Genomic DNA, 19,373 nt, shown 5'->3' on the forward strand with positions numbered 1-19,373 from the left:
GAATGGATGGTGCGCTATTCCCTTCTCATGTCGATGTAGGCGTGCGGATCGCCTCCGACCACGACGAAGCCGTGCCTCTCGTACCAGCTCCTCGCCGGAGCGTCGTGCCAGACTGACAGCTCCAGCGGGGCACCTGCGGCATCCGCCTCGTCGAGAAGATCGCGAAGCAGCAGGGTTCCGTATCCGCGACCGCGAGCGGGCGTCGACACCGCGATGTCGCACAGCCGGATCACTCCCGCCGCCCGCGCGACGACCCGATACCCGTACCCGGCGATCAGATGGGCGACGGCATCCGGATGCTGCGCGATCAGACTGCGGAACTTCGCGGCGAGCTGCGCGCTCACGAGCGACGCTGCGACCCCATCCGGTAACCCGGCGAACCGCGCGCGGATCTCCTCCGCCGCGATCTCCTGCACCCGCGGGTCATCGATCGAGACCTCATCCACGCGGCGGGAAGATCCCTGTCATCGCTATCACGAAGGTCATGGTCAGGAAGGGCGGCATGTTCTCGTGGGGCTGGTTGCCGCCCGCAGCGGTGAGTGCATCCGCGGCCATGACCTGACCGCCCGTCGCCGCATAGGCGGGCCGCACCGCTCGACCGTAGCGGGGCTCGGCCCAGACCCGCCCCTCAGGGTCGCCGCTGTTCCCCGCCGCAGCGACCGCATTCGCGACGTGCGTGTGCAGCGGCATCTCCGACTGCGTGAGCGTCACGGCCGACACCCCGCCCATCTCGCCGAGGGCGCGCTCGGTGAGACCGGGACCCCGCCCCTGGCCGATCGCGAACGTGCGGTTGAGGTTCGGCAGCGCGAACGTGGTCTTGCCGTCGCCGCCGTAGTAGGTGCCGAGCAACGAGAAGAGCGCGGTGTTCTGCGCGATCGGCAGGATCTGCCCGTCGCAGGTCGCCCACCCCTGCGGCGCGAAGTTGAAGCCGACCGTGCGGATCTCTCCGAGGTACTGGTCTGACACGCTGTGCTCCGATCCTCAGTTCCGCGACGGGTAGATCCCGGAGAGCGCGATGATGTAGTTGATCACGACGTACGGCGGCCTGTTCTCATGAGGCTGTGACTGACCGCTCACGGAGACAGCCGCGGCGTTCACGACCCCCGCGACGTCGGCGCCGAAAGCCGGCTGCCCCGTGCCCGCCCAGTGGCCGCCCTGCGGGGACGTCGCGGTCGCCGCGGCCGACGACACCTGCGGCACATGCGAATGCGCGGGCAGGTTCTGAACGTTCAAGGCGACCTGCTCCTGTCCGCCGACCTCGCCGCGCCACGGGGTCTGACCGGCATGGATCGGAGCGCGGCCACGGAGGTCGGGAAGTGCGAAGGTGGTCCGCCCGTCGCCGCCGTAGTTGGTGCCGAGCAGGGAGAACAGCGCCTGGTTCTGCGAGATCTGCATCAGCTGCCCGTTGCAGAGCGCCCAGCCGCGCGGCGCGAAGTTGAAAGAGACCCGTCGAATCTCACCCACATACGCTTCACTCATCTGCTCACCAGTCTCGCGTCGGATAGATGCCATAGGTGGCGATGATGTACGTCACCGCGAGATACGGCGGCATGTTCTCGTGCGGCTGATTTCCCCCGGCAGGAGACAGCGCATCTCCGGCGAGCTGTGCGTTCGGCGCCGCATCCGAGAACGCCGCGGCCGTCTGTGCTGCCCAGCGATTGCCCGTGGGATCAGCCGTCGTCGCGGCGGCCGCGTGCGTCGCCTGATGGCTGTGTCCCGGCATCTGCGCAACGGAGAGCGTCACCTGCTCGACCCCGCCCAGCTCGCCGATCGTGTGGTTGCCGAGGCCTGGCCCCTGCCCCTGATGAAGTGGCGAACGCCCGCGGAGATCCGGCAGGCCGAAGGTGCTCACCCCGTCACCGCCGTAGGTCGTGCCGATCAGGCTGAACAGCGCGTCGTTCTCAGCGATCGAGACGAGCGCGCCGTTGCACAGCGCCCATCCGACCGGCGCGAAGTTGCCCGCGAAGACTCGGATCTCGCCAATGAACGGCTCGCTCATGCGCCTTCCTCCCGCCGGTCGACGATCGCTTCGAGAATCGGCGCGTCCGTGACGGCAGCGAGGAACAGGGAGGCGACGATCGCGCCGTCCTTCAGGATGCGGTAGATCCCGTCGCGTGCGCCTGCATCGGTCGTGAAGGCGAGGCGGAAGCGGTGCTCAGCATCCCCTGCTCCCGTGAGGTCGCCGACCTCGACGAGCACGAGGCGATGCTCGGACCACGGGGAGAAGCCGACGAACTCGACGCCTTCACGGCCCGTGAACAGCGAGCGCACGGGCAGCAGCGGGTCGACCTGCACGGCGGATGCCGAGGCCGCGGCCGACGAGTGGATCGATGTTGCGGCAGAGGCCGGAAGCCCTCCGGAAGCGAGGCCGACGCCGACCGCGACCGCCCCCGCTCCGAGCACGCCGCGGCGTGAGAGAACAGCAGTCATGAGCGCTCCTGCGATCGGGTCGCACCCTGGGGATACGTCCGCTCGGGACGGGTGCGGGACTGACGCTATCACTCCGAGATCGCCGCCGATAGTATGCCGATACACCAGTTTTGCGTCGTGCATCTCCCCGCAGTCAGACAGGACCTCGATGTCTTCTCCCCGGAAGTCTGCCCGTTTCATGCGCTCGTCCGTCGCGGGATTCTCGGCTCTCGCGCTCGTGGCCCTCGGACTCGTCGTGGCTGATCCCGCCTCGGCCGCCACGACCATCACGGTCGGCACCACAGTCGATTCCGATGCGAACGGCGCCTGCTCGAACACGGCGGTCACGACGCCCGCCTCGCCGACGAGCCTGCGCAACGCCCTGTGCGTGGCGAACAACGTCGGCGGTGCGACCACGATCACGGTCCCTGCCGGTGCCTACACGCTCTCGAGCGGAGCGCTCGTCGTCGGCAAGACGCCGGGCACCAGCATCGAGCTGCGCGCCGCCGGCGGTCGCCCCGTCATCACGGGCAACGGCTCGACGCAGCTTCTCACGATCGACCCCGACATCCTGGGCGGCGTCGACGTCGACATCGCCGGATTCGAGTTCCGCGGCGGGAAGGACAGCGTCTTCGGCGGCGGGGCGATCATCGCGGGAAGCATCGACGCTCCGGATCCGGACACTCTTGTGATCGACGACACCGTGTTCAGCAACAACACCGCGACCGGGGGCACGGCGAACCCCGGCGGCGCGATCCAGTTCATCGGCGGCGACCTCACGATCACCGATTCGACCTTCATCGGCAACAGCAGCGGGTCGGCCTCGGGCGGCGCCGTGTACTACGAAGCCATGGCCGCCGGCGATGCTCTGACCGTCTCCGGCTCCGAGTTCACCGCGAACGCGGTCGGCGCCGGGACGATCCCCGCCGGCGGTGGCGCCATCGCGATCGACTCGAACGGCGTCGGCAGCTCCTCGATCACCAGCAGCATCTTCACGGGGAACACGGTCACGGGTGCCGGAGCACGCGGCGGTGCACTGGATGCCGTCGACGGCGCGATCACGGCGCAGTACAACTCCTTCGTCGGCAACACCGGCAGCGCCTCCGTGCGCGCGGCGGGCACCCTCACGAACAACTGGTGGGGATGCAACGCAGGGCCCGGTACCGCCGGCTGCGACACCGCCGACCTCTCCTCCGGTGCCGCGGGCCCGTACCTGGTGCTGACGGCGCTCCCGACCGCGAGCACGATCGAGACCTCCGAGACCGTCCCGCTCACGGTGTCGCTGCTCGTGAACTCCGCGGGCCAGATGCTCCCGCGCGAGGTGCTGGACGGATTCAACAACACCACGGTCTCGTGGAGCGGCGCGTCTCCGGCTGGCTCGATCGTCTCGGCCGTCACCCCGTTCACGCTCGGGGAGTCCACGGGCATCTTCACGGCGGGCACGACCGGTGGCGCCGGCGGCGCCACCGCGACCTACGGCTCGGCATCCGTGCCGTTCACTCTCGGCGTGCGGCAGAACGCCGCCTTCACGAGCCCGAACACGGCGACGGCGACCGTCGGCACGCCGTTCCTCTTCGCCGTCACGACCACGGGCTACCCCGTGCCGGATGTGAGTCTCACCTCGGGCGCGCTGCCGGCGGGACTCTCGGTCACGCCCGCACCCGGCGGGCTGAGCATCTCGGGGGTGCCGAGCACCTCGGGCACGTACATTCTCATCCTCACGGCCGACAACGGCGGCACACCCGTGCAGCAGACGCTCACGCTGATGATCGGCGCCGCACCGGCGTTCACGAGTCCTCTCGCTGCGGAGATCGCGGCAGGTGAGACGGTCGACGCGACCATCACCACGACGGGGTCGCCCACGCCGTCGATCACCGCCCAGGGCGCGCTGCCCGCGGGCCTCGAACTGAGCGACAACGGCGACGGCACGGCGCTTCTGCACGGCACCCCGACCGTCGCACCGGGTACGTACCCGATCGGCCTGGCCGCGAGCAACGCGTTCGGCGTCACGCCCGGCCTGTTCACCCTGACCGTCACGTCGGCGCCGAGCTTCACGAGCGCCGATCACGCAACCTTCGCAGCCGGAGCACCCGCCGAGTTCGCCGTGACGATCGATCCGGGCTTCCCGGCGCTGAACGCCGCCACACTCACGGGCGCTCCCGCATGGCTCAGCCTGACAGGAGCACCGGGAGCACAGCTCCTCGTCGGCACACCGCCCGCAGAATCCGGCGGCGTGTACACCTTCACTCTGGCGATCACGGGCAGCGCCGTCTCGCAGACGTTCACTCTGACCGTGAACCAGGCCCCGTCGATCACTCTCCCGCCTGTCTCGGCCTCCGTGCTCGAGGGCACGGACGCGACCTTCACCGCGACGGCTTCGGGTCATCCGATCCCGACCGTGCAGTGGCAGCGCTTCACCGGGGGTACGTGGGTCGACATCGCGAATGGGACGTCGACGACACTGACGATCGCGGCGACCATGGCGGATGACGGAGCCCAGCTGCGTGCGGTGTTCACCAACGCCCTGGGCACATCGACCTCGAACACCGTGAGCCTCGCCGTCGGGCAGGCCCCGCGACTCGTCGCGGTCGACCCGATCGTCGCCGACGCCGGATGGCCGCTCACCGTGAACCTCACCACCACGGGTCTGCCGCACGGCGCGATCACGGCCAGCGGAGTCCCCTCGTGGCTCACGTTCACCGACAACGGCGACGGCACCGCGCGGCTCGCAGGCCTCCCCTCGATCGCGAACGTGGGCGCGTACACGGTCACCCTCGCGGTCGACAACGGCTTCGGCACCGACAGCATCATCGTGCAGATCACGGTGATCGGGGCCGTGCCGGCATTCACCAGCACACTGTCGGCGACGATCGCCGAGGGCGAGGCGCTCGACGAGGTCGTCACCTCTGCCGGCATCCCGACTCCCGCGCTGTCGGCGGCCACGCTGCCCTCGGGGCTCTCCTTCACCGACGAGGGCGACGGCACCGGGCGCCTGACCGGCACTCCCGCCCTGCCCCCTGGCGTGCACACCTTCGACCTCACGGCCGCCAACGCCCACGGGTCCGTCACACGCACGTTCACCCTCACGATCACGGCCCCGCCCGCATTCACGAGCGCCGACCACACCTCTTTCACATCCGGAGTCGCCGGCAGCTTCGCGGTGACGGTCGATCCGGGCTATCCGCAGCTCGCCGCGGTGAGCATCACGGGCGCGCCCGCCTGGCTCGGCCTGGCCGGCGGCATCCTGGTCGGCACTCCGCCGCCTGGAAGCGGCGGAACCTACTCGTTCGACCTGTCGATCGACGGCAGCGCCGTGGTGCAGAGCTTCACCCTCACGGTGAACGAGGCGCCGATCGTCACGGGTCACCCCGGCTCGCAGACGCTTCTCGAGGGAGCGGATGCCGTCTTCACCGCGGCCGCGTCGGGATATCCAGCGCCGGCAGTGCAGTGGCAGCGATTCGTCGGCGGCTCCTGGACGGATATCGCCGGAGCCACCGCGACCACACTGTCGTTCACTGCGACCATCGCCGATGACGGCGCTCGTGTGCGGGCCGTGTTCACGAGCACGTCGGGGACGGCGACGAGCGACGAGGCCGTCCTCACGGTCGGCCAGGTTCCCGCCTTCGTCGAGGTCGATCCTGTGGCGGCTCTCGCCGGCGGCGCGCTCGCGGTCGACATCGAGAGCACCGGGCTCCCCGTGGGCGTGATCTCGGCATCCAGGCTGCCCGCCTGGCTGAGCTTCACCGACCACGGCGACGGCACCGCCACCCTCTCGGGAACACCGACGCTCGCTGACGCGGGTGATGCCACGGTCGTGCTGGCGGTCGACAACGGCTTCGGGGCGGACGAGATGACGGTGCGGATCTCGGTGAAGGCCGAGGTACCGCTGCCGCTTGTGATCGACGTCGCCGACGGCGCTCTGACGGGCGTTCCGCCCACGGTCGTGCGCAGTCAGCGGATCACCGTCGCCGGAACCGGATACCTCCCGGGCTCCGTGATCCGGCTCGGCATCTACTCGACCCCGACGAGCCTCGGAACGGTCGTCGCGGATGCCACTGGCGCCTTCTCGGTCGCCGTCACGATCCCCGCCGACCAGTCGCTGGGCGCCCACACGGTCGCCGCTTCCGGTATCAGCGCGTCGGGGACCGCACGGCTGCTGACGGCGGGAACCACGGTCGTGCTGCCGCCGTCGACGGGTGCAGGGTCGTCCACCAGCACGCTTCCGGCCACCGGTGTCGACGGCTCGCAGTCGCTCGGCCTGATGCTCGTGGCACTGCTCGCGATTCTCGCGGGTCTCACACTCGCGCGCAGAGCCCACCGCCGCTCGGCGTGAGCTCGACGGCCTTCCGCTCAGCCGAGCAGCAGCCCGTCGAGCACGAGCTGTCGGATGCGGGGCTCGATGTCGGCCCAGAGATCTGCCAGCGGCACCTCGAAGAGGTCGGCGAGAGCTGCGACGATCTGCACCACCGTGAGCTCGCCGTCGCATGCCCCGACGAATGCGGCGAGCGCGGGGTCGACGGCGATCGTGCGACCGAAGCCGCCGCCCTGTCGCAGTTCGATCACGCTCGGGTCGTCGTTTCCCGGCAGCAGGTGGCGCGCTTCGGTGACGTCGGCGGCCGTGACGAGAGTGTCGGGGAGCCCTCTGTCCGCGATCAGGTCGAAGGCGGCGAGCCCGTGGCGCAGCGCCCCGCCGACGTTCGACACGGGCTGCGGCATCCGCTCCACCCGGCGCAGTCGCTCGCCGTTCGTGGCGGGGCGACGGAGCAGCACGTAGCCGAATCCCACCGCCGTGACGCCGCGGGCGGCGAAATCGTCGAGCCAGGCGGTGAGCAGCGCGGTGAACGCGGAGTCGCGAGGAGTGATGCCGCCGTCGCGGATCCAGAGCTCGGCGTAGCCGAGCGGTGAGAGCTCCTCGCGTTGGATCGCCCAGAGATCGATGTCATCCGGAACCCAGGACGAGAGCCGGTCGAGCCCTTGCTCCTCTCCTCGCCGCGCTCGCTCAGGAACCGGCGAAGAGGATGCGCGCGACTCCCAGTTGCCCAGCAGCTGCGCGACGCCGCCCGCAGTCAGATACGCGGGAGCCGTGCGGACGAACTGCTCGACGAGAGCGTCGCCGACCAGACCGCCGTCGCGGTACTCGTATGCGGGCACGCCCTCGACCCGCGGAGTGATCACGAACGGCGGATTCGACACCACGAGGTCGAAGGCCTCACCCTCGACAGGCTCGAACATGCTCCCCTCGCGGAAGTCGATGTTGTGCACGCCGTTGAGCAGGGCGTTCAGCTCGGCATACGCCAGGGCGCGTGCTGAGATGTCGGTCGCGACGACCGTTGCTGCGTGCCTGGCGACCAGGAGGGCCTGGATGCCGCATCCGGTGCCGAGGTCGAGGGCACGGTCGACCTCGATCGGCATCACGATCTCGGCCAGCGTGCGCGAGGCCCCGCCGACACCCAGCACGTGATCCGCCGGCAGTGCTCCGTCGAGGGCGACCTCGTCGAGGTCGCTCGCGATCCACCATTCGCCGATGCCGTCTGCATCGACGAACGACTGCGGGCGCAGCAGGGCGGTCGGGCGCACCGAATCCTCGTCGGTGACGGCGAGCCCGAGTCGCTCGAGACCGTCGACGCCGAGCTGGGTCAGTGCCGCGGCGACGGCGTCTCTCGGCTGTGGCATGCCCAGCACGAAAAGGCGCCCCAGCGTGGCGAGCACGCCGTCGTCGCCGGAGATCGCACGCAGGATCGGCTCGCGCAGACCGCGCGCGAGAGCGTCGTCGGCCTCTTCGCCCCAGAGGCGCCGCAGGGGCTCGGAGCGGAAGTCCGCCAGGTCGAGATCGGTCGCCAGAGCGGCGCACAGCAGAGGCTCTGGGCGGGGGGAAGCACTGTCGGACACGGCCGTCACTCTACGCGCCTTCAGGGATCTCACCTGCGCGCCCGCCTAGAATCGCAGGGTCAGCACTCACGATCGGCCCCCTCTCGGGCGCTCGAGGAAGACCCCCATGACCGTGACCATCTTCGAGAACGGCTTTCGCGCGCGCCTCGCCTGCGGAACCGTGGCCTTCGCGATGGCACTCGGTACCGGCGTGGTCGCCGCCCCGGCGGCTCAGGCTGCTCAGGGCGATGCCGAGCCCCCGGTGCTCCACGTGTCGGCCGGGTCGAACGGCGTCGTCGCCCCCGGGCTGCCGACCACGGCATCCGTCACCGTCGAGAACACCGCAGACCAGGCGCTGCCATCGGGGCGCGTGACGGTCTCGATCAATCGCACGCCCCTCGCAGGAGAGGATGCGGTCTCGTCGTGGCTGGACTCGGACGACGTATCGGGAGACTTCGACGTGATCGCCGAGGACAGCACGGAGCAGGTGGATGCCGGGGCCTCCGTGACCACGAGCCTCGCGATCCCGGAAGAGGTCCTGGCGACCCTCGCACCGGGCGTCTACCCGGTGCGTGCCGCGCTGAGCGGAACCGACGCCACCTCCGGTGCGGATGTCTCCACTGCGAGCGTCCTCGTGATCTCCGCCGACCCGCATCCGCCGGTGACCGTCTTCGTGCCGATCACGGCGACCCCCGCCGACGGCGCCGCGCTTCTCAGCTCGGACGAGCTGACGGAGCTCACCGCCGCCGACGGTGATCTCACCGCACAGCTCGACGGCGTCAGCGGGACCTCCGCCGTTCTCGCCATCGACCCCGCGATCGTCGCAGCCATCCGCGTGCTGGGCTCGTCGGCGCCCACGACCGCGGTCGACTGGCTGGCGCGCCTCGAGAATCTGCCGAACGAGCGATTCGCTCTGCAGTTCGCGGATGCCGACGCCACGACTCAGGCGCAGGCCGACCTTCCGGCTCTCCTGACCCCGACGACGCTCACGCCCTTCCTCGATCCGGCGAACTTCTCCTCCGCTCCCCCGGCCTCGGCAGGTCCGACGCCCACGGGCACCCCCGCGCCCAGCCCCAGCGGAGGTCCGGCCCTTCCGGGCGACGACGCACTGACGGCGATCGATCGTGCGGCCGAGGGCATCCTCTGGCCGCGAGCGGATGTCACCCACGAGGATCTCGAGGCGTTCCGCTCGTACCTCGGCGGCACGGCGACGACGATCCTGCCCTCGACCGCTGTCGGCGGCGTGGTCGGCGGTCACGCGAACGTCGGCGCGGAGGACGTGCTCGTGACGGATTCTGCGGCATCGGATGCCCTGTCCGACGCCGCCGGAGAGTCGGATGCCGAGGCTCGCGCCCAGTCGCTCGCGGCAGCCAACGCCTTCCTCTACCTCGCCGCGCAGGCCACCTCGGCCACTCTCGCCATCGGACTCGATCGCGATGAGAACCGCACATCTGATGCTCTGCGCGACGCGGTGACGACGGTCGACTCGCCCGGCGTGAACCTCACCTCTCTGCGTGCGGAGCTCTCCGTCGATGCCGCCATGGACCCCGAAGCCGAGCAGGATCGCGGCGCCTCGCTGCAGCTGCTCCTGTCGGACGAGCAGACGCTCGGACAGTTCTCGACCATCCTCGACGACCCGCAGGTGCTGCTGAGCCCTGAGCGCATCCGCATCATGCGCACGATCGGCGCCGGCCTCGGGGCCACGAGATTCGATGAGGCTCTGAGCGACCACCGCCAGGCGACACGGGAGACACTCGACTCGGTCGGCATCCCGCCCGCCAGCACGATCCAGCTGCTGTCGGCCAACGCCGATCTGCCGTTCGCCGTGCGCAACGACCTCCCTTGGCCCGTCAACGTCGTGCTCACGGTGCTGCCGAGCGATCCGCGACTCGAGGTCGAGTCGGTCACGCGCGCCACGATCCCCGCCGGCACCACCACCCGGGTCAAGGTCCCGGTGTCGGCCCGCGTCGGCAGCGGAGAGCTCGACCTGCGCCTCTCGCTCACAAGTCCCACCGGGGTGCCGCTCGGCCAGTCGCAGACCGTTCGCGTGGCCGTGCGGGCCGAATGGGAGGGCATCGGTCTCGCGATCTTCGGCAGCCTGATCGTCATCCTCATCGTGCTGGGCGTGGTTCGCACCGTGCACCGCCGACGCAAGGGAGCGGATGCCGAGACAGAGGCGTCCGGCGAAGATGACGAAGCGACGGCGACCGACGTCGTCGAACAACCTGCGTCGTCACCGGACGCTTCGCCCTCCGACCCGGGATCCGCGGCGGCCGCTGATGATGCCGCGGCGACTTCCACGCCGACCGACGTCGTCGACACCAAGAAGGACTCCCAGTGAGCAGTCTCGGCCGCGCCAGCGCCCTCCTCGGGGCCGGCACCCTCGTCTCGCGCGTCACTGGGCTCGTGCGCACGATCGTGCTGCTCGCGGCCATCGGCAGCTTCGGTCGCCCTGGCGATGCCTTCGGCGTCGCCAACCAGCTGCCCAACAACGTCTTCACCATCATCCAGACCGGCATCCTCACGGCCGTGATCATCCCCCAGATCGTGAAGGCGGGCGCCCACAAGGACGGCGGCAGGGCGTACATCTCGAAGCTGTTCACGATCGGAACGGTCGTCTTCCTCGCCGCCACGGTGGTCGCCATGGTGGCGGCTCCCTGGCTGGTGGCCTTCTATGGCCCGAAGTTCACGCCCGATCAGCAGGCTCTTGCCACGGCGTTCGCGTACTGGTGCCTTCCGCAGATCTTCTTCTACGGCCTCTATGCGCTGATCGGTGAGACGCTCAACGCCAAGCGCGTCTTCGGTCCCTACACCTGGGCTCCGATCGCGAACAACATCGTGTCGATCGCCGGCTTCCTCATCTTCATCGCCCTGTTCGGCTCCGATCGCAACCAGGTCGGCGGCTGGACTCCCACCATGATCGCTCTGCTCGCCGGGACGGCGACCCTCGGAATCGCGTTGCAGGCGGCACTGCTGCTGTTCTCATGGCGACGCACGGGCCTTCGACTGCGTGCCGACTTCCAGTGGCGGGGCGTCGGCCTGCGCGCTGTCGGCCGACTGGCCGGCTGGACGTTCCTCATGGTCATCGCCGGCCAGATCGCCGGCTGGGTTCAGACAGCGGTCGTCGGCGAAGCCTCGGGGGAGAATCCCTCGGTCATCTTCATGCAGGCGGCCTGGCTCGTCTTCATGCTCCCGTACTCGATCTTCGCCATCTCGATCGGTACACCGTACTTCACGCAGATCGCGGAGCATGCGGCCGAGAACCGCGATGCCGAGGTTCGCGGAGACGTCGCCCGCTGCATCCGCGTCATCTCGCTGTTCGTGGTCGGCTCCGGCATCGCACTCGCGGTCGCTGCGGTTCCTGCGACGCGGATCTTCACGGCATCAGCGGAGCAGGCTCTGCAGGCTGCCCCGGTGCTGATCTGCTACCTCGTGGGACTCCTGCCGCTCGCTCTGCTGTTCATCGTGCAGCGCGCTTTCTACGCGTACGGCGACACCCGCACGCCGTTCTACTTCACCCTCGTGCAGGTCGCCCTGATCATCGTCCTGTCCCTGATCGCGGGCGCCCTGGCGCCCAAGGAGCAGCTGGCCGCCGCGATCGCCCTCGGTCAGTCCGTCGCCGGCGTCGTGCAGACGATCGTGGCGATCTGGATCCTCCGCAACCGCCTGGGCGGTCTCGAGATCCCCCGGACGCTCCTCTCTCTGCTCCGCTTCACGGTCGCCGCCATTCCTGCCGGCTTCGCGGGCTGGGGAGCCTACCTCCTGCTCGGCGCGGAGAACGGCTGGATCGTCGGCAACACCGGATCGAACTTCGTCGACCGCATCCTCGGGGCCGTCGGCACCGGCGTGATCGGGCTCGTATCGGTGATCGTCTACGTCATCGTGCTGCTTCTGCTGCGCGCCCCCGAGCTGTCAGCCGCGACGCGGATGCTGCGCCGGTTCCTGCCAGGGCGCTGAGCCGACGGCATCCGCTCCCGCATCCGGTGACTCACCCGGTATCGGATGAGGGTTATCCACAACGCGCTCGCACGTCGACGAGCGACCGTCGACCGGCCTCTAGGCTCGCGATATGCCCGAACCTGCGATCGAACACGACGGGCCGGCTGATGCTGCGATGCCTCCCGAGCCTGCGGACGACACGGTGGCACCCGACGTCACGGTGACGCCCGAACCCCGGGAGAACGCCGATCTGCTGATCTGGATGACGTGGCCCCTCGTCTCGTGGACGATGCCGGTGCTGATGTACCTCCTCATGCTCAAGAGCGGCGGCTGGGAGATGCTTCTGCTGCTGCCCTTCATGATCCTGATCGTGCCGGGTCTCGCTCTGCTCGGGCTGCTGCCCCGCTTCATTCTGCGGCGGGCGGGGGCGAAGACCTCTCCCTCCATCGTCAGCATCGCGATGATCGTGAACTGGTGGAGCCAGATTCTGCTGGCGTTGTCTCATCGAGGACTGGGAGACTCGGGCGGGATCGACTCGATCCTCGGCGACGCATTCGGGATCCGCGACGGAACGCAGGCGAGCCTGTCCGGTATCGCCATCATCGTGGCCGTCCTGAGCTACTTGGCGGCGGTCGTCTCAGCGAGCATGCTGGCGGATGCGCCCGGCAGAAGGAGGATGCCCTCATGGGTCGTCGCTGTGGTGATGCTCGTCGTCCCGTTGCTGTTCCTCGGCGTGGTCAAGGGTGTGGCGATGGCCGGAGAGGCCCAGGAGGAGGCAGCAGCTGCCGCGGAGGCTCGGGAGTGGGACGACGCTCAGCGTTCGCTCGTTCCCCTGCGTCAGGACATCGCGGAGAACGGATGGACCATCGACTGCTGCGGAATGGATGACGACGACCCGCGCAGCTACGAGAACGGTCAGAAGCGACTCGCGTCGATGAGCGTCTACATGAGCGTGCAGATGGAGGGCGTTCCTGCTGACCTGTTCGACGAGATGGTCGATGTCGCCGCTGCGCACGACTGGGAGGTCACCGACACCGAGATCCCCGCGTCCGAGCCGACGACGGATGCCACGCCGGCCCCCGCTCCCGATCCGACAGCCGTTCCCGCACCGCTTGCTCGCGGGCAGGCCTGGACGGGCACCCTGACCGCGACCGACGACGAAGAACGACTGCTCACGATCCGTGTCGAATCGGTCGCCGGCGCGGCCGATCCGTCCTCCATCGTCTCCGTGGAGCTGCGCACCGTTCCACGACCTGCCGCTGACGTGGTCGAGGTCCTCTGGTGGGAGCGCCTCACCGAGGAGGACGAACGTCAGCCGCCGGTGGATGGGATCACCTTCCGCTACGACGAATGGCCGAGCCTGCTCCGCCTGGCCGTTTGAGGACACCGCGTGCCGATCCGCTTTCTGCTCCCGACCAGACGCACAGCGTCCGGGGAATGCCCCGCGGTTACCATTGGTTGAAGCAGCCGTACGCCCTTTTCGGGGAAGAGAGAGAGCACATGCGTCAGGTCATCATCATCGGATCGGGACCGGCCGGGTTCACCGCCGCCATCTACGCGGCGCGCGCGAACCTCAAGCCGCTGCTCATCGCGAGCTCGGTCGAGGTCGGCGGCGAGCTGATGAACACCACCGAGGTCGAGAACTACCCGGGCTTCCCTGACGGCATCCAGGGACCCGAGCTCATGGCCAAGTTCCAGGAGCAGGCCGAGAAGTTCGGCACCGAGGTGCTGTACGACGACGTCACCTCGCTCGACCTGAACGGCCCCGTCAAGACGGTGACCCTTGGCAGCGGCGCGGTGCACGAGACCCGCGCACTCATCTATGCGACCGGATCCGCCTACCGCAAGCTCGGTATCGAGGGCGAAGAGCGCCTCTCCGGCTACGGCGTCTCCTGGTGCGCCACGTGTGACGGCTTCTTCTTCCGTGAGAAGACGATCGCGGTCGTCGGCGGCGGCGACTCGGCGATGGAAGAGGCGACGTTCCTCACCCGCTTCGCGGACAAGGTGTACGTCATCCACCGCAAGGACAGCCTGCGTGCATCCAAGATCATGCAGGAGCGCGCGTTCGCGAACGAGAAGATCGAGTTCGTGTGGAACAGCGAGGTCGCAGAGGTTCTCGGCGGCGACTCCGTGACCGGAGTGCAGCTGCGCGACACTGTCGACGGCACGCTCCGCGACCTCCCTCTCGACGGGCTGTTCATCGCGATCGGCAACGACCCTCGCACACACCTCGTGCACGACAAGCTCGAGCTCACCGCCGAAGGAACCATCTGGGTCGACGGCCGCACGTCGAAGACCTCGGTTCCGGGTGTGTTCGCGGCGGGAGACGTCATCGACCCGACCTACCGCCAGGCGATCACGGCCGCCGGCTCCGGCACGGTGGCAGCCCTCGACGCCGAGCACTTCCTCGCGGATTTCGATGACGCCTCGGTGGAGGTTCCCGCTGCCGAGGCCGCTGAGGTCATCGTCGCCTGAGGCGGCGGGAACACTTTCCCCACGCCCGTTGTTGTAGCGGACGAACCTCGAATCAAGGAGAAACTCTGATGAGTGCAAAGGCTACGAGCCAGGCGACCTGGGAGCAGGACGTTCTGCAGGCTGAGGGACCCGTGCTGGTGGACTTCTGGGCCGAGTGGTGCGGTCCGTGTCGCATGGTCTCGCCGGTGCTGGATGAGATCCAGTCCGACAACCCCGACAAGATCACCATTCTCAAGCTCAACGTCGACGAGAACCCGCAGCTCGCGATGCAGTACCAGATCACCTCGATCCCGGCCATGAAGGTCTTCGTCGGCGGAGAGGTCAAGCAGAGCATCATCGGCGCCAAGCCGAAGTTCGCTCTCGAGCAGGATCTCGCCGCGTTCATCGGCTGAATCCCCTCAGACGCTCGAAGGCCCGTCTCCTGTGTGGAGGCGGGCCTTCTGCGCATCTGCGCGCGTGCCATTTGTCATAGACCGGCACCGATGCGAGCACGAGCGCCGCGCGCGACCGGTCGACGGATCTCCTGGATGTCGGCTGTCTTCCGGGCGTTGTCGGTGCGTGCTGCCTCCCTCTTCGCGGCCACGTAGCGCGCCGCATCCGCGGGGTGCGTGCGCAACCAGTCGCGGAAGATGCGCTGGTTCACGGCATCCACCCCTCGGCCTCGAAGACGTGAGTCGTACGGGGCGGGCGTCGAGGCCATGTCAGGACGCGACGGTGGGATCCCAGCGGCGGTGGCGCTGCTTCTCGTCCAGCAGGCCCCACACGGCAGGCGTCAGTTCGGGGTACTCGAGGGCGATCTGCCGCAGCACCCGGTAGTGCCGAGCCTCGTTCGGTCGCACACCATCGTTCGCCGCGATGTTATCGGCGCGCAGCAGGTAGACGACGAGCTCGTCGACGCTCGGCAGCTCCTCCATGAACTCCCAGGGGTCCTCTCCCCCGAGCAGGCGTTCCTGGATGAGCACCGCAAGCTCGTCCGACGCTTCAGCACGCAGAACTTCGAGGCTGGCGCGGCGGGGAACGAGCTCGGTCATACCTCCAGCCTATGCGCGTGCAGGACGGGTACGGCGCTCGACCTTCGCATCGTCGGTCATCTCCTCGAGCTCCTTGCCCTTCGTCTCTGCGACCTTGAAGTACACGAAGAAGAACGACAGCAGCGCGAAGAACGCGTAGAAGCCGTAAGCGAAGGTCAGGCCGATCTCGGCGAACGCCGGGAACGTCGTCGAGATGAAGAAGTTCGCGGCCCACTGCGCGGCGGCCGCGACAGCCAGGGCACCCGCACGGATCGAGTTGGGGAACATCTCGCCCAGCAGCACCCACACCAGCGGCCCCCACGTGGCGCCGAAGAAGACCACGAAGCCGTTGGCGCAGATGAGCGCCACCGTCGCCCACGGGTCGGGAAGGGTGACGGAACCGGCCGCGTCGAGGGTCCCGAACGAGAAGGCCAGCGACATCATCCCGAGCGTCACGGTCATTCCGACGGATCCGACGAGGAGCATGATCCGACGACCGATGCGGTCGACCAGAAGAATCGCCACGATGGTCACGACGATGTTGGTGACCGAGGTGATCACCGACGTGAGCAGAGCGCTCGACTCGTCGAAGCCCACCGACTGCCACAGCGTCGTCGAGTAGTAGAAGATCACGTTGATGCCCACGAACTGCTGGAACACGGACAGCAGAATGCCTACCCACACCACGGGCTTCAGACCGAAGCGGCTGCCGAGGAGGTCACGCAGCGACTCCTTGCGCTCGGTGTCGATCGTGTCGGTGATCTCCTTGATCTTGCCCTTGACGTCGATGGTTCCCGTCACGGTCGTGAGCACTTCGGATGCTCGATCGATCTCGCCCTTGCGAACCAGGTAGCGCGGGGACTCGGGCAGCCGCAGCGACATGATGCCGTAGACGAGGGCGGGAAGGGCAGCCGAGATGAACATCCACCGCCACGCGGTCAGTCCCCACAGGGGTGCCGCGGCCTCGCCGGCGATGCCTGCCAGCAAGGCGTCGGTGAGCAGTGAGGCGAAGATGCCGGTCACGATGGCCAGCTGCTGGAGCGACCCCAGTCGACCGCGGATCTTCGCGGGCGACACCTCGGCGATGTAGGCGGGAGCGATGACGGATGCCGCACCGACCCCGAATCCGCCGATCACTCGCCAGATGATCAGATCCACGACGCTGAATGCCAGCCCTGACCCGATCGACGAGATGAGGAACATGCCGGCGGCGACCACCATGACAGGTATGCGGCCGTACTTGTTCGAGATCGGGCCGGCGAACCAGGCGCCGACCGCGCAGCCGATCAGGGCCGATGAGACCGCGAACCCTTTCAGCCCGACGTTGAGATCGAAACCCGAGACGTTGCCGGCCAGGGCGTCGACCGCGCCGTTGATGATCGCCGTGTCGAATCCGAACAGGAAACCACCGAGAGCCGCCGCGATGCTGACCGCGACCACCCGCCTCTGGAATCCGGCTGGAGTCTGAACCTTGGACATGACTACCCCCTCATCGTCGAAGATGACGCGAGTCTAGGGGATGAGGCCCGCCGCCACGCCGTCAGCTTCGGCCGTAGCCCTCTTCGCCGAGCTCGTCGAGAATGCGGTTCAGGTCCTGGATCGACGAGAATTCGATTGTGACCTGCCCTTTCCTGGTGCCGAGGGCGATCTTCACGCGAGTGTTGAGCCGGTCTCCCAGCTTGCCCGCGACCTCGTCCAGATAGGCGCGCCGTGCGCCCGGCGTGGGCTTGGCAGTGCGAGTCCCCGCCGATGGGAGGGTCTTGGCGGCGACCTCGGTGGCACGCACCGAGAGATCTTCGTTGACGACCTTGTCTGCCAGGCGCTGCATCGCCTCGGGGTCGTCGAGGCTCAGGATGGCGCGGGCGTGGCCTGCGCTGAGGACCCCCGCAGCGACTCGCTGCTGCACGGGAACCGGCAGCTTGAGCAGTCGGATCGTGTTGCTGATGCGGGGACGAGAGCGGCCGATGCGGGTGGCGAGCTCTTCCTGCGTGATCCCGAAGTCCTCGAGCAGCTGCTGGTACGCGGAGGCCTCTTCCAGCGGGTTCAGCTCGGAGCGATGAAGGTTCTCGAGCAGCGCGTCGCGGAGCAGGTCCTCGTCAGCGGTGTCGCGCACGACCGCGGGGATCGAGGTGAGCCCGGCCTCGCGCGCAGCGCGCGTGCGGCGCTCCCCCATGATCAGCTCGTAGGCGCCGTCGCTGTTCTTGCGAACCACGACGGGCTGCATGACGCCGAACTCCTTGACGCTGTGCACCAGTTCGGCCAGGTGCTCGGGGTCGAAGTGCGTTCGCGGCTGACGCGGGTTCGGAACGATCTCGTTCGGATCGATCTGGATCAGGTGAATGCCGGGAACGGGCTCGAGCTCTGCGTCGACCTCTGCCTGAGCATCCGTCTCCCCCTGCTGAGCCTCGGCAAGCTTCTGAATCGATGCGCCGGGGAAGAACACGTCCACCGGGCGCTCAGACTGATCTGCGGTGGGGATGAGGGCGCTGATCCCGCGACCCAGTCCTGTGCGCTTCGCCATCATTTCTCCTTGCTCTGCGTCGCACGCGACGCGATCTCGACGGCGGCCTCGCGGTAGGCGACGGCGCCGGCGGACTGCCCATCGTAGGCGATCACGGTCTGTCCGAAGCTCGGTGCCTCCGAGACCCGCACCGAGCGCGGGATCACGGTGTCGAGCACCTGCGTCGGGAAGTGTGTGCGTACCTCTTCGGCCACCTGGTGCGCCAGCCGGGTACGGCCGTCGAACATCGTGAGCAGGATGGTCGACAGGTGAAGTGAGGGGTTCAGGTGCTTCTGGATCATCTGGATGCTGCCGAGGAGCTGGCTGAGGCCCTCCAGGGCGTAGTACTCGCACTGGATAGGGATGAAGACCTCGGATGCTGCTGTGAAGGCGTTGATCGTGAGGAGACCCAGCGACGGCGGGCAGTCGATGATGACGAAGTCCATCGGATGCTGCTCGAGGTAGTCGAGCAGCGCTCGGCGCAGCCGGTGCTCGCGCGCGACCTGGGCCACGAGCTCGATCTCCGCGCCGGCGAGGTGGATCGTGCTGGGGGCGCAGAAGAGAGTGTCGCTCTCGGGGCTCTGCTGCACGATGTCGGCGAGGGGCAGGTCGTTGATGAGGACGTCGTAGATGCTCGAGACCTCTGTCGTGTGGGTGACACCCAGGGCCGTCGAGGCGTTCCCCTGCGGATCAAGGTCGATCACCAGGACCTTTGCGCCCAGCCCCGCCAGGGCTGACGCGATGTTCACCGCCGTGGTCGTCTTGCCGACGCCGCCCTTCTGGTTCGATACCGTAAGAATGCGGGTCTCACCGGTGAAGTCGATGCGGACGTCTTCGAGGACTCGGCGACGTGCGCTCAGGTCCGCGATCTCCCGCGCGAGCGGGGTATCCATCCCGAAGGTGTTCGGCGATTCCTTTTCGGATTGTTTCACGTGAAACATCCACTCCTTTCGGGGCCGTGTTCCACTCTAACTGCATGCGCCGACGCTGTTCACCGTATCGCCGCTGTTGCGTGGATGCTGGCGCCGATATGTTCTCGAGATCGCGTCGTTTCCGCCGCCCAGGGGTGGATTCGTGGCGGAGCCGATCTCGCTCGCTGGCAATCTGGTCGCACTCTCCCTGCTTTGGGCGATGGTGTTTCACGTGAAACGTCCGGGCCACGCTCCCCTGCT

The 19,373-nt window shown here is 68.3% G+C and carries 17 protein-coding genes; 6 read left to right on the plus strand and 11 right to left on the minus strand.

What is annotated here, in order from left to right; all coding sequences use genetic code 11:
• Positions 1 to 14: 14 nt before the first annotated feature.
• Genes RS84_RS08745 through RS84_RS08765 form a run of 5 tightly spaced genes read right to left on the minus strand, consistent with a single transcriptional unit; the run spans position 15 to position 2,430 of the window.
• On the minus strand, positions 15 to 446 hold the full coding sequence (locus RS84_RS08745) for a GNAT family N-acetyltransferase (protein ID WP_052676288.1): 432 nt from the start codon (positions 444 to 446) through the stop codon (positions 15 to 17).
• Positions 439 to 966 (minus strand): phage tail protein, encoded by a 528-nt coding sequence (locus RS84_RS08750; protein ID WP_045257381.1) that lies wholly within the window; start codon positions 964 to 966, stop codon positions 439 to 441. Before RS84_RS08750 ends, RS84_RS08745 begins: the two co-directional genes overlap by 8 nt.
• Positions 967 to 981: 15 nt before the next feature.
• Positions 982 to 1,479, minus strand: coding sequence for a phage tail protein (locus tag RS84_RS08755; protein ID WP_045257382.1), 498 nt, complete (start codon positions 1,477 to 1,479; stop codon positions 982 to 984).
• A 4-nt stretch (positions 1,480 to 1,483) separates the two neighbouring features.
• Complete coding sequence (locus RS84_RS08760; protein WP_045257383.1) at positions 1,484 to 1,999, minus strand: phage tail protein; 516 nt, start codon at positions 1,997 to 1,999, stop codon at positions 1,484 to 1,486.
• Positions 1,996 to 2,430, minus strand: a complete 435-nt coding sequence (locus tag RS84_RS08765; RefSeq protein WP_045257384.1) for a hypothetical protein — start codon at positions 2,428 to 2,430, stop codon at positions 1,996 to 1,998. The genes RS84_RS08760 and RS84_RS08765 overlap by 4 nt, the downstream gene beginning before the upstream one ends.
• Before the next feature lie 178 nt (positions 2,431 to 2,608).
• Here RS84_RS08765 and RS84_RS08770 point away from each other — a divergent pair, with 178 nt between their 5' ends.
• Positions 2,609 to 6,742, plus strand: coding sequence for a beta strand repeat-containing protein (locus RS84_RS08770; protein WP_045257385.1), 4,134 nt, complete (start codon positions 2,609 to 2,611; stop codon positions 6,740 to 6,742).
• A gap of 17 nt (positions 6,743 to 6,759) precedes the next feature.
• Here RS84_RS08770 and RS84_RS08775 read toward each other — a convergent pair whose 3' ends face one another.
• On the minus strand, positions 6,760 to 8,307 hold the full coding sequence (locus RS84_RS08775; RefSeq protein WP_200892001.1) for a N5-glutamine methyltransferase family protein: 1,548 nt from the start codon (positions 8,305 to 8,307) through the stop codon (positions 6,760 to 6,762).
• 97 nt (positions 8,308 to 8,404) lie between these two features.
• Between RS84_RS08775 and RS84_RS08780 the strand changes: the two genes are divergently transcribed.
• The 5 genes from RS84_RS08780 (at position 8,405) to trxA (ending at position 15,083) form a co-directional block, all read left to right on the plus strand.
• Entirely contained in the window at positions 8,405 to 10,618 is a 2,214-nt protein-coding gene (locus RS84_RS08780) for a DUF6049 family protein (RefSeq protein WP_152641784.1), read from the plus strand.
• Positions 10,615 to 12,234: a murein biosynthesis integral membrane protein MurJ gene (murJ, locus tag RS84_RS08785; RefSeq protein WP_045257386.1), complete on the plus strand. Its 1,620-nt coding sequence runs from the start codon at positions 10,615 to 10,617 to the stop codon at positions 12,232 to 12,234. Before RS84_RS08780 ends, murJ begins: the two co-directional genes overlap by 4 nt.
• A gap of 112 nt (positions 12,235 to 12,346) precedes the next feature.
• Positions 12,347 to 13,597 carry a hypothetical protein gene (locus RS84_RS08790; protein WP_045257387.1) on the plus strand — a complete coding sequence of 417 codons (1,251 nt, stop codon included), beginning with the start codon at positions 12,347 to 12,349 and terminating at the stop codon, positions 13,595 to 13,597.
• A 119-nt stretch (positions 13,598 to 13,716) separates the two neighbouring features.
• Positions 13,717 to 14,691 carry a thioredoxin-disulfide reductase gene (trxB, locus tag RS84_RS08795; RefSeq protein WP_045257388.1) on the plus strand — a complete coding sequence of 325 codons (975 nt, stop codon included), beginning with the start codon at positions 13,717 to 13,719 and terminating at the stop codon, positions 14,689 to 14,691.
• A 68-nt stretch (positions 14,692 to 14,759) separates the two neighbouring features.
• A complete protein-coding gene (gene trxA, locus RS84_RS08800) occupies positions 14,760 to 15,083 on the plus strand; it encodes a thioredoxin (protein ID WP_045257389.1) in 324 nt (107 codons plus the stop codon).
• Positions 15,084 to 15,157: 74 nt separating this feature from the next.
• Here trxA and RS84_RS08805 read toward each other — a convergent pair whose 3' ends face one another.
• The 5 genes from RS84_RS08805 to RS84_RS08825 all read right to left on the minus strand — a co-directional run bounded on the left by RS84_RS08805 (position 15,158) and on the right by RS84_RS08825 (position 19,142).
• Positions 15,158 to 15,391, minus strand: coding sequence for a GrpB family protein (locus RS84_RS08805; protein WP_082062103.1), 234 nt, complete (start codon positions 15,389 to 15,391; stop codon positions 15,158 to 15,160).
• Between the two features lies 1 nt (position 15,392).
• Positions 15,393 to 15,722: a hypothetical protein gene (locus RS84_RS08810; protein ID WP_045257391.1), complete on the minus strand. Its 330-nt coding sequence runs from the start codon at positions 15,720 to 15,722 to the stop codon at positions 15,393 to 15,395.
• Positions 15,723 to 15,731: 9 nt separating this feature from the next.
• Positions 15,732 to 17,180, minus strand: a complete 1,449-nt coding sequence (locus tag RS84_RS08815) for a sugar porter family MFS transporter (RefSeq protein ID WP_082062104.1) — start codon at positions 17,178 to 17,180, stop codon at positions 15,732 to 15,734.
• Positions 17,181 to 17,241: 61 nt separating this feature from the next.
• Positions 17,242 to 18,222, minus strand: a complete 981-nt coding sequence (locus RS84_RS08820) for a ParB/RepB/Spo0J family partition protein (protein WP_082062105.1) — start codon at positions 18,220 to 18,222, stop codon at positions 17,242 to 17,244.
• Positions 18,222 to 19,142, minus strand: coding sequence for a ParA family protein (locus tag RS84_RS08825; protein ID WP_045257394.1), 921 nt, complete (start codon positions 19,140 to 19,142; stop codon positions 18,222 to 18,224). Before RS84_RS08825 ends, RS84_RS08820 begins: the two co-directional genes overlap by 1 nt.
• Positions 19,143 to 19,373 lie beyond the last annotated feature (231 nt).

The organism is Microbacterium hydrocarbonoxydans, from assembly GCF_000956475.1.
In the GTDB taxonomy this organism is placed as follows: domain Bacteria; phylum Actinomycetota; class Actinomycetes; order Actinomycetales; family Microbacteriaceae; genus Microbacterium; species Microbacterium hydrocarbonoxydans_A.

What these genes read in the sequence shown, in the direction of transcription:
- RS84_RS08755 (WP_045257382.1), bottom strand. Translation starts at nt 1,479, where the DNA reads ATGAGTGAAGCGTATGTGGGTGAGATTCGACGGGTCTCTTTCAACTTC.
- RS84_RS08760 (WP_045257383.1), bottom strand. Translation starts at nt 1,999, where the DNA reads ATGAGCGAGCCGTTCATTGGCGAGATCCGAGTCTTCGCGGGCAACTTC.
- RS84_RS08765 (WP_045257384.1), bottom strand. Translation starts at nt 2,430, where the DNA reads ATGACTGCTGTTCTCTCACGCCGCGGCGTGCTCGGAGCGGGGGCGGTC.
- RS84_RS08770 (WP_045257385.1), top strand. Translation starts at nt 2,609, where the DNA reads ATGCGCTCGTCCGTCGCGGGATTCTCGGCTCTCGCGCTCGTGGCCCTC.
- RS84_RS08780 (WP_152641784.1), top strand. Translation starts at nt 8,405, where the DNA reads ATGACCGTGACCATCTTCGAGAACGGCTTTCGCGCGCGCCTCGCCTGC.
- RS84_RS08790 (WP_045257387.1), top strand. Translation starts at nt 12,347, where the DNA reads ATGCCCGAACCTGCGATCGAACACGACGGGCCGGCTGATGCTGCGATG.
- trxB (WP_045257388.1), top strand. Translation starts at nt 13,717, where the DNA reads ATGCGTCAGGTCATCATCATCGGATCGGGACCGGCCGGGTTCACCGCC.
- trxA (WP_045257389.1), top strand. Translation starts at nt 14,760, where the DNA reads ATGAGTGCAAAGGCTACGAGCCAGGCGACCTGGGAGCAGGACGTTCTG.
- RS84_RS08805 (WP_082062103.1), bottom strand. Translation starts at nt 15,391, where the DNA reads ATGGCCTCGACGCCCGCCCCGTACGACTCACGTCTTCGAGGCCGAGGG.
- RS84_RS08810 (WP_045257391.1), bottom strand. Translation starts at nt 15,722, where the DNA reads ATGACCGAGCTCGTTCCCCGCCGCGCCAGCCTCGAAGTTCTGCGTGCT.
- RS84_RS08815 (WP_082062104.1), bottom strand. Translation starts at nt 17,180, where the DNA reads ATGTCCAAGGTTCAGACTCCAGCCGGATTCCAGAGGCGGGTGGTCGCG.
- RS84_RS08820 (WP_082062105.1), bottom strand. Translation starts at nt 18,222, where the DNA reads ATGGCGAAGCGCACAGGACTGGGTCGCGGGATCAGCGCCCTCATCCCC.
- RS84_RS08825 (WP_045257394.1), bottom strand. Translation starts at nt 19,142, where the DNA reads ATGTTTCACGTGAAACAATCCGAAAAGGAATCGCCGAACACCTTCGGG.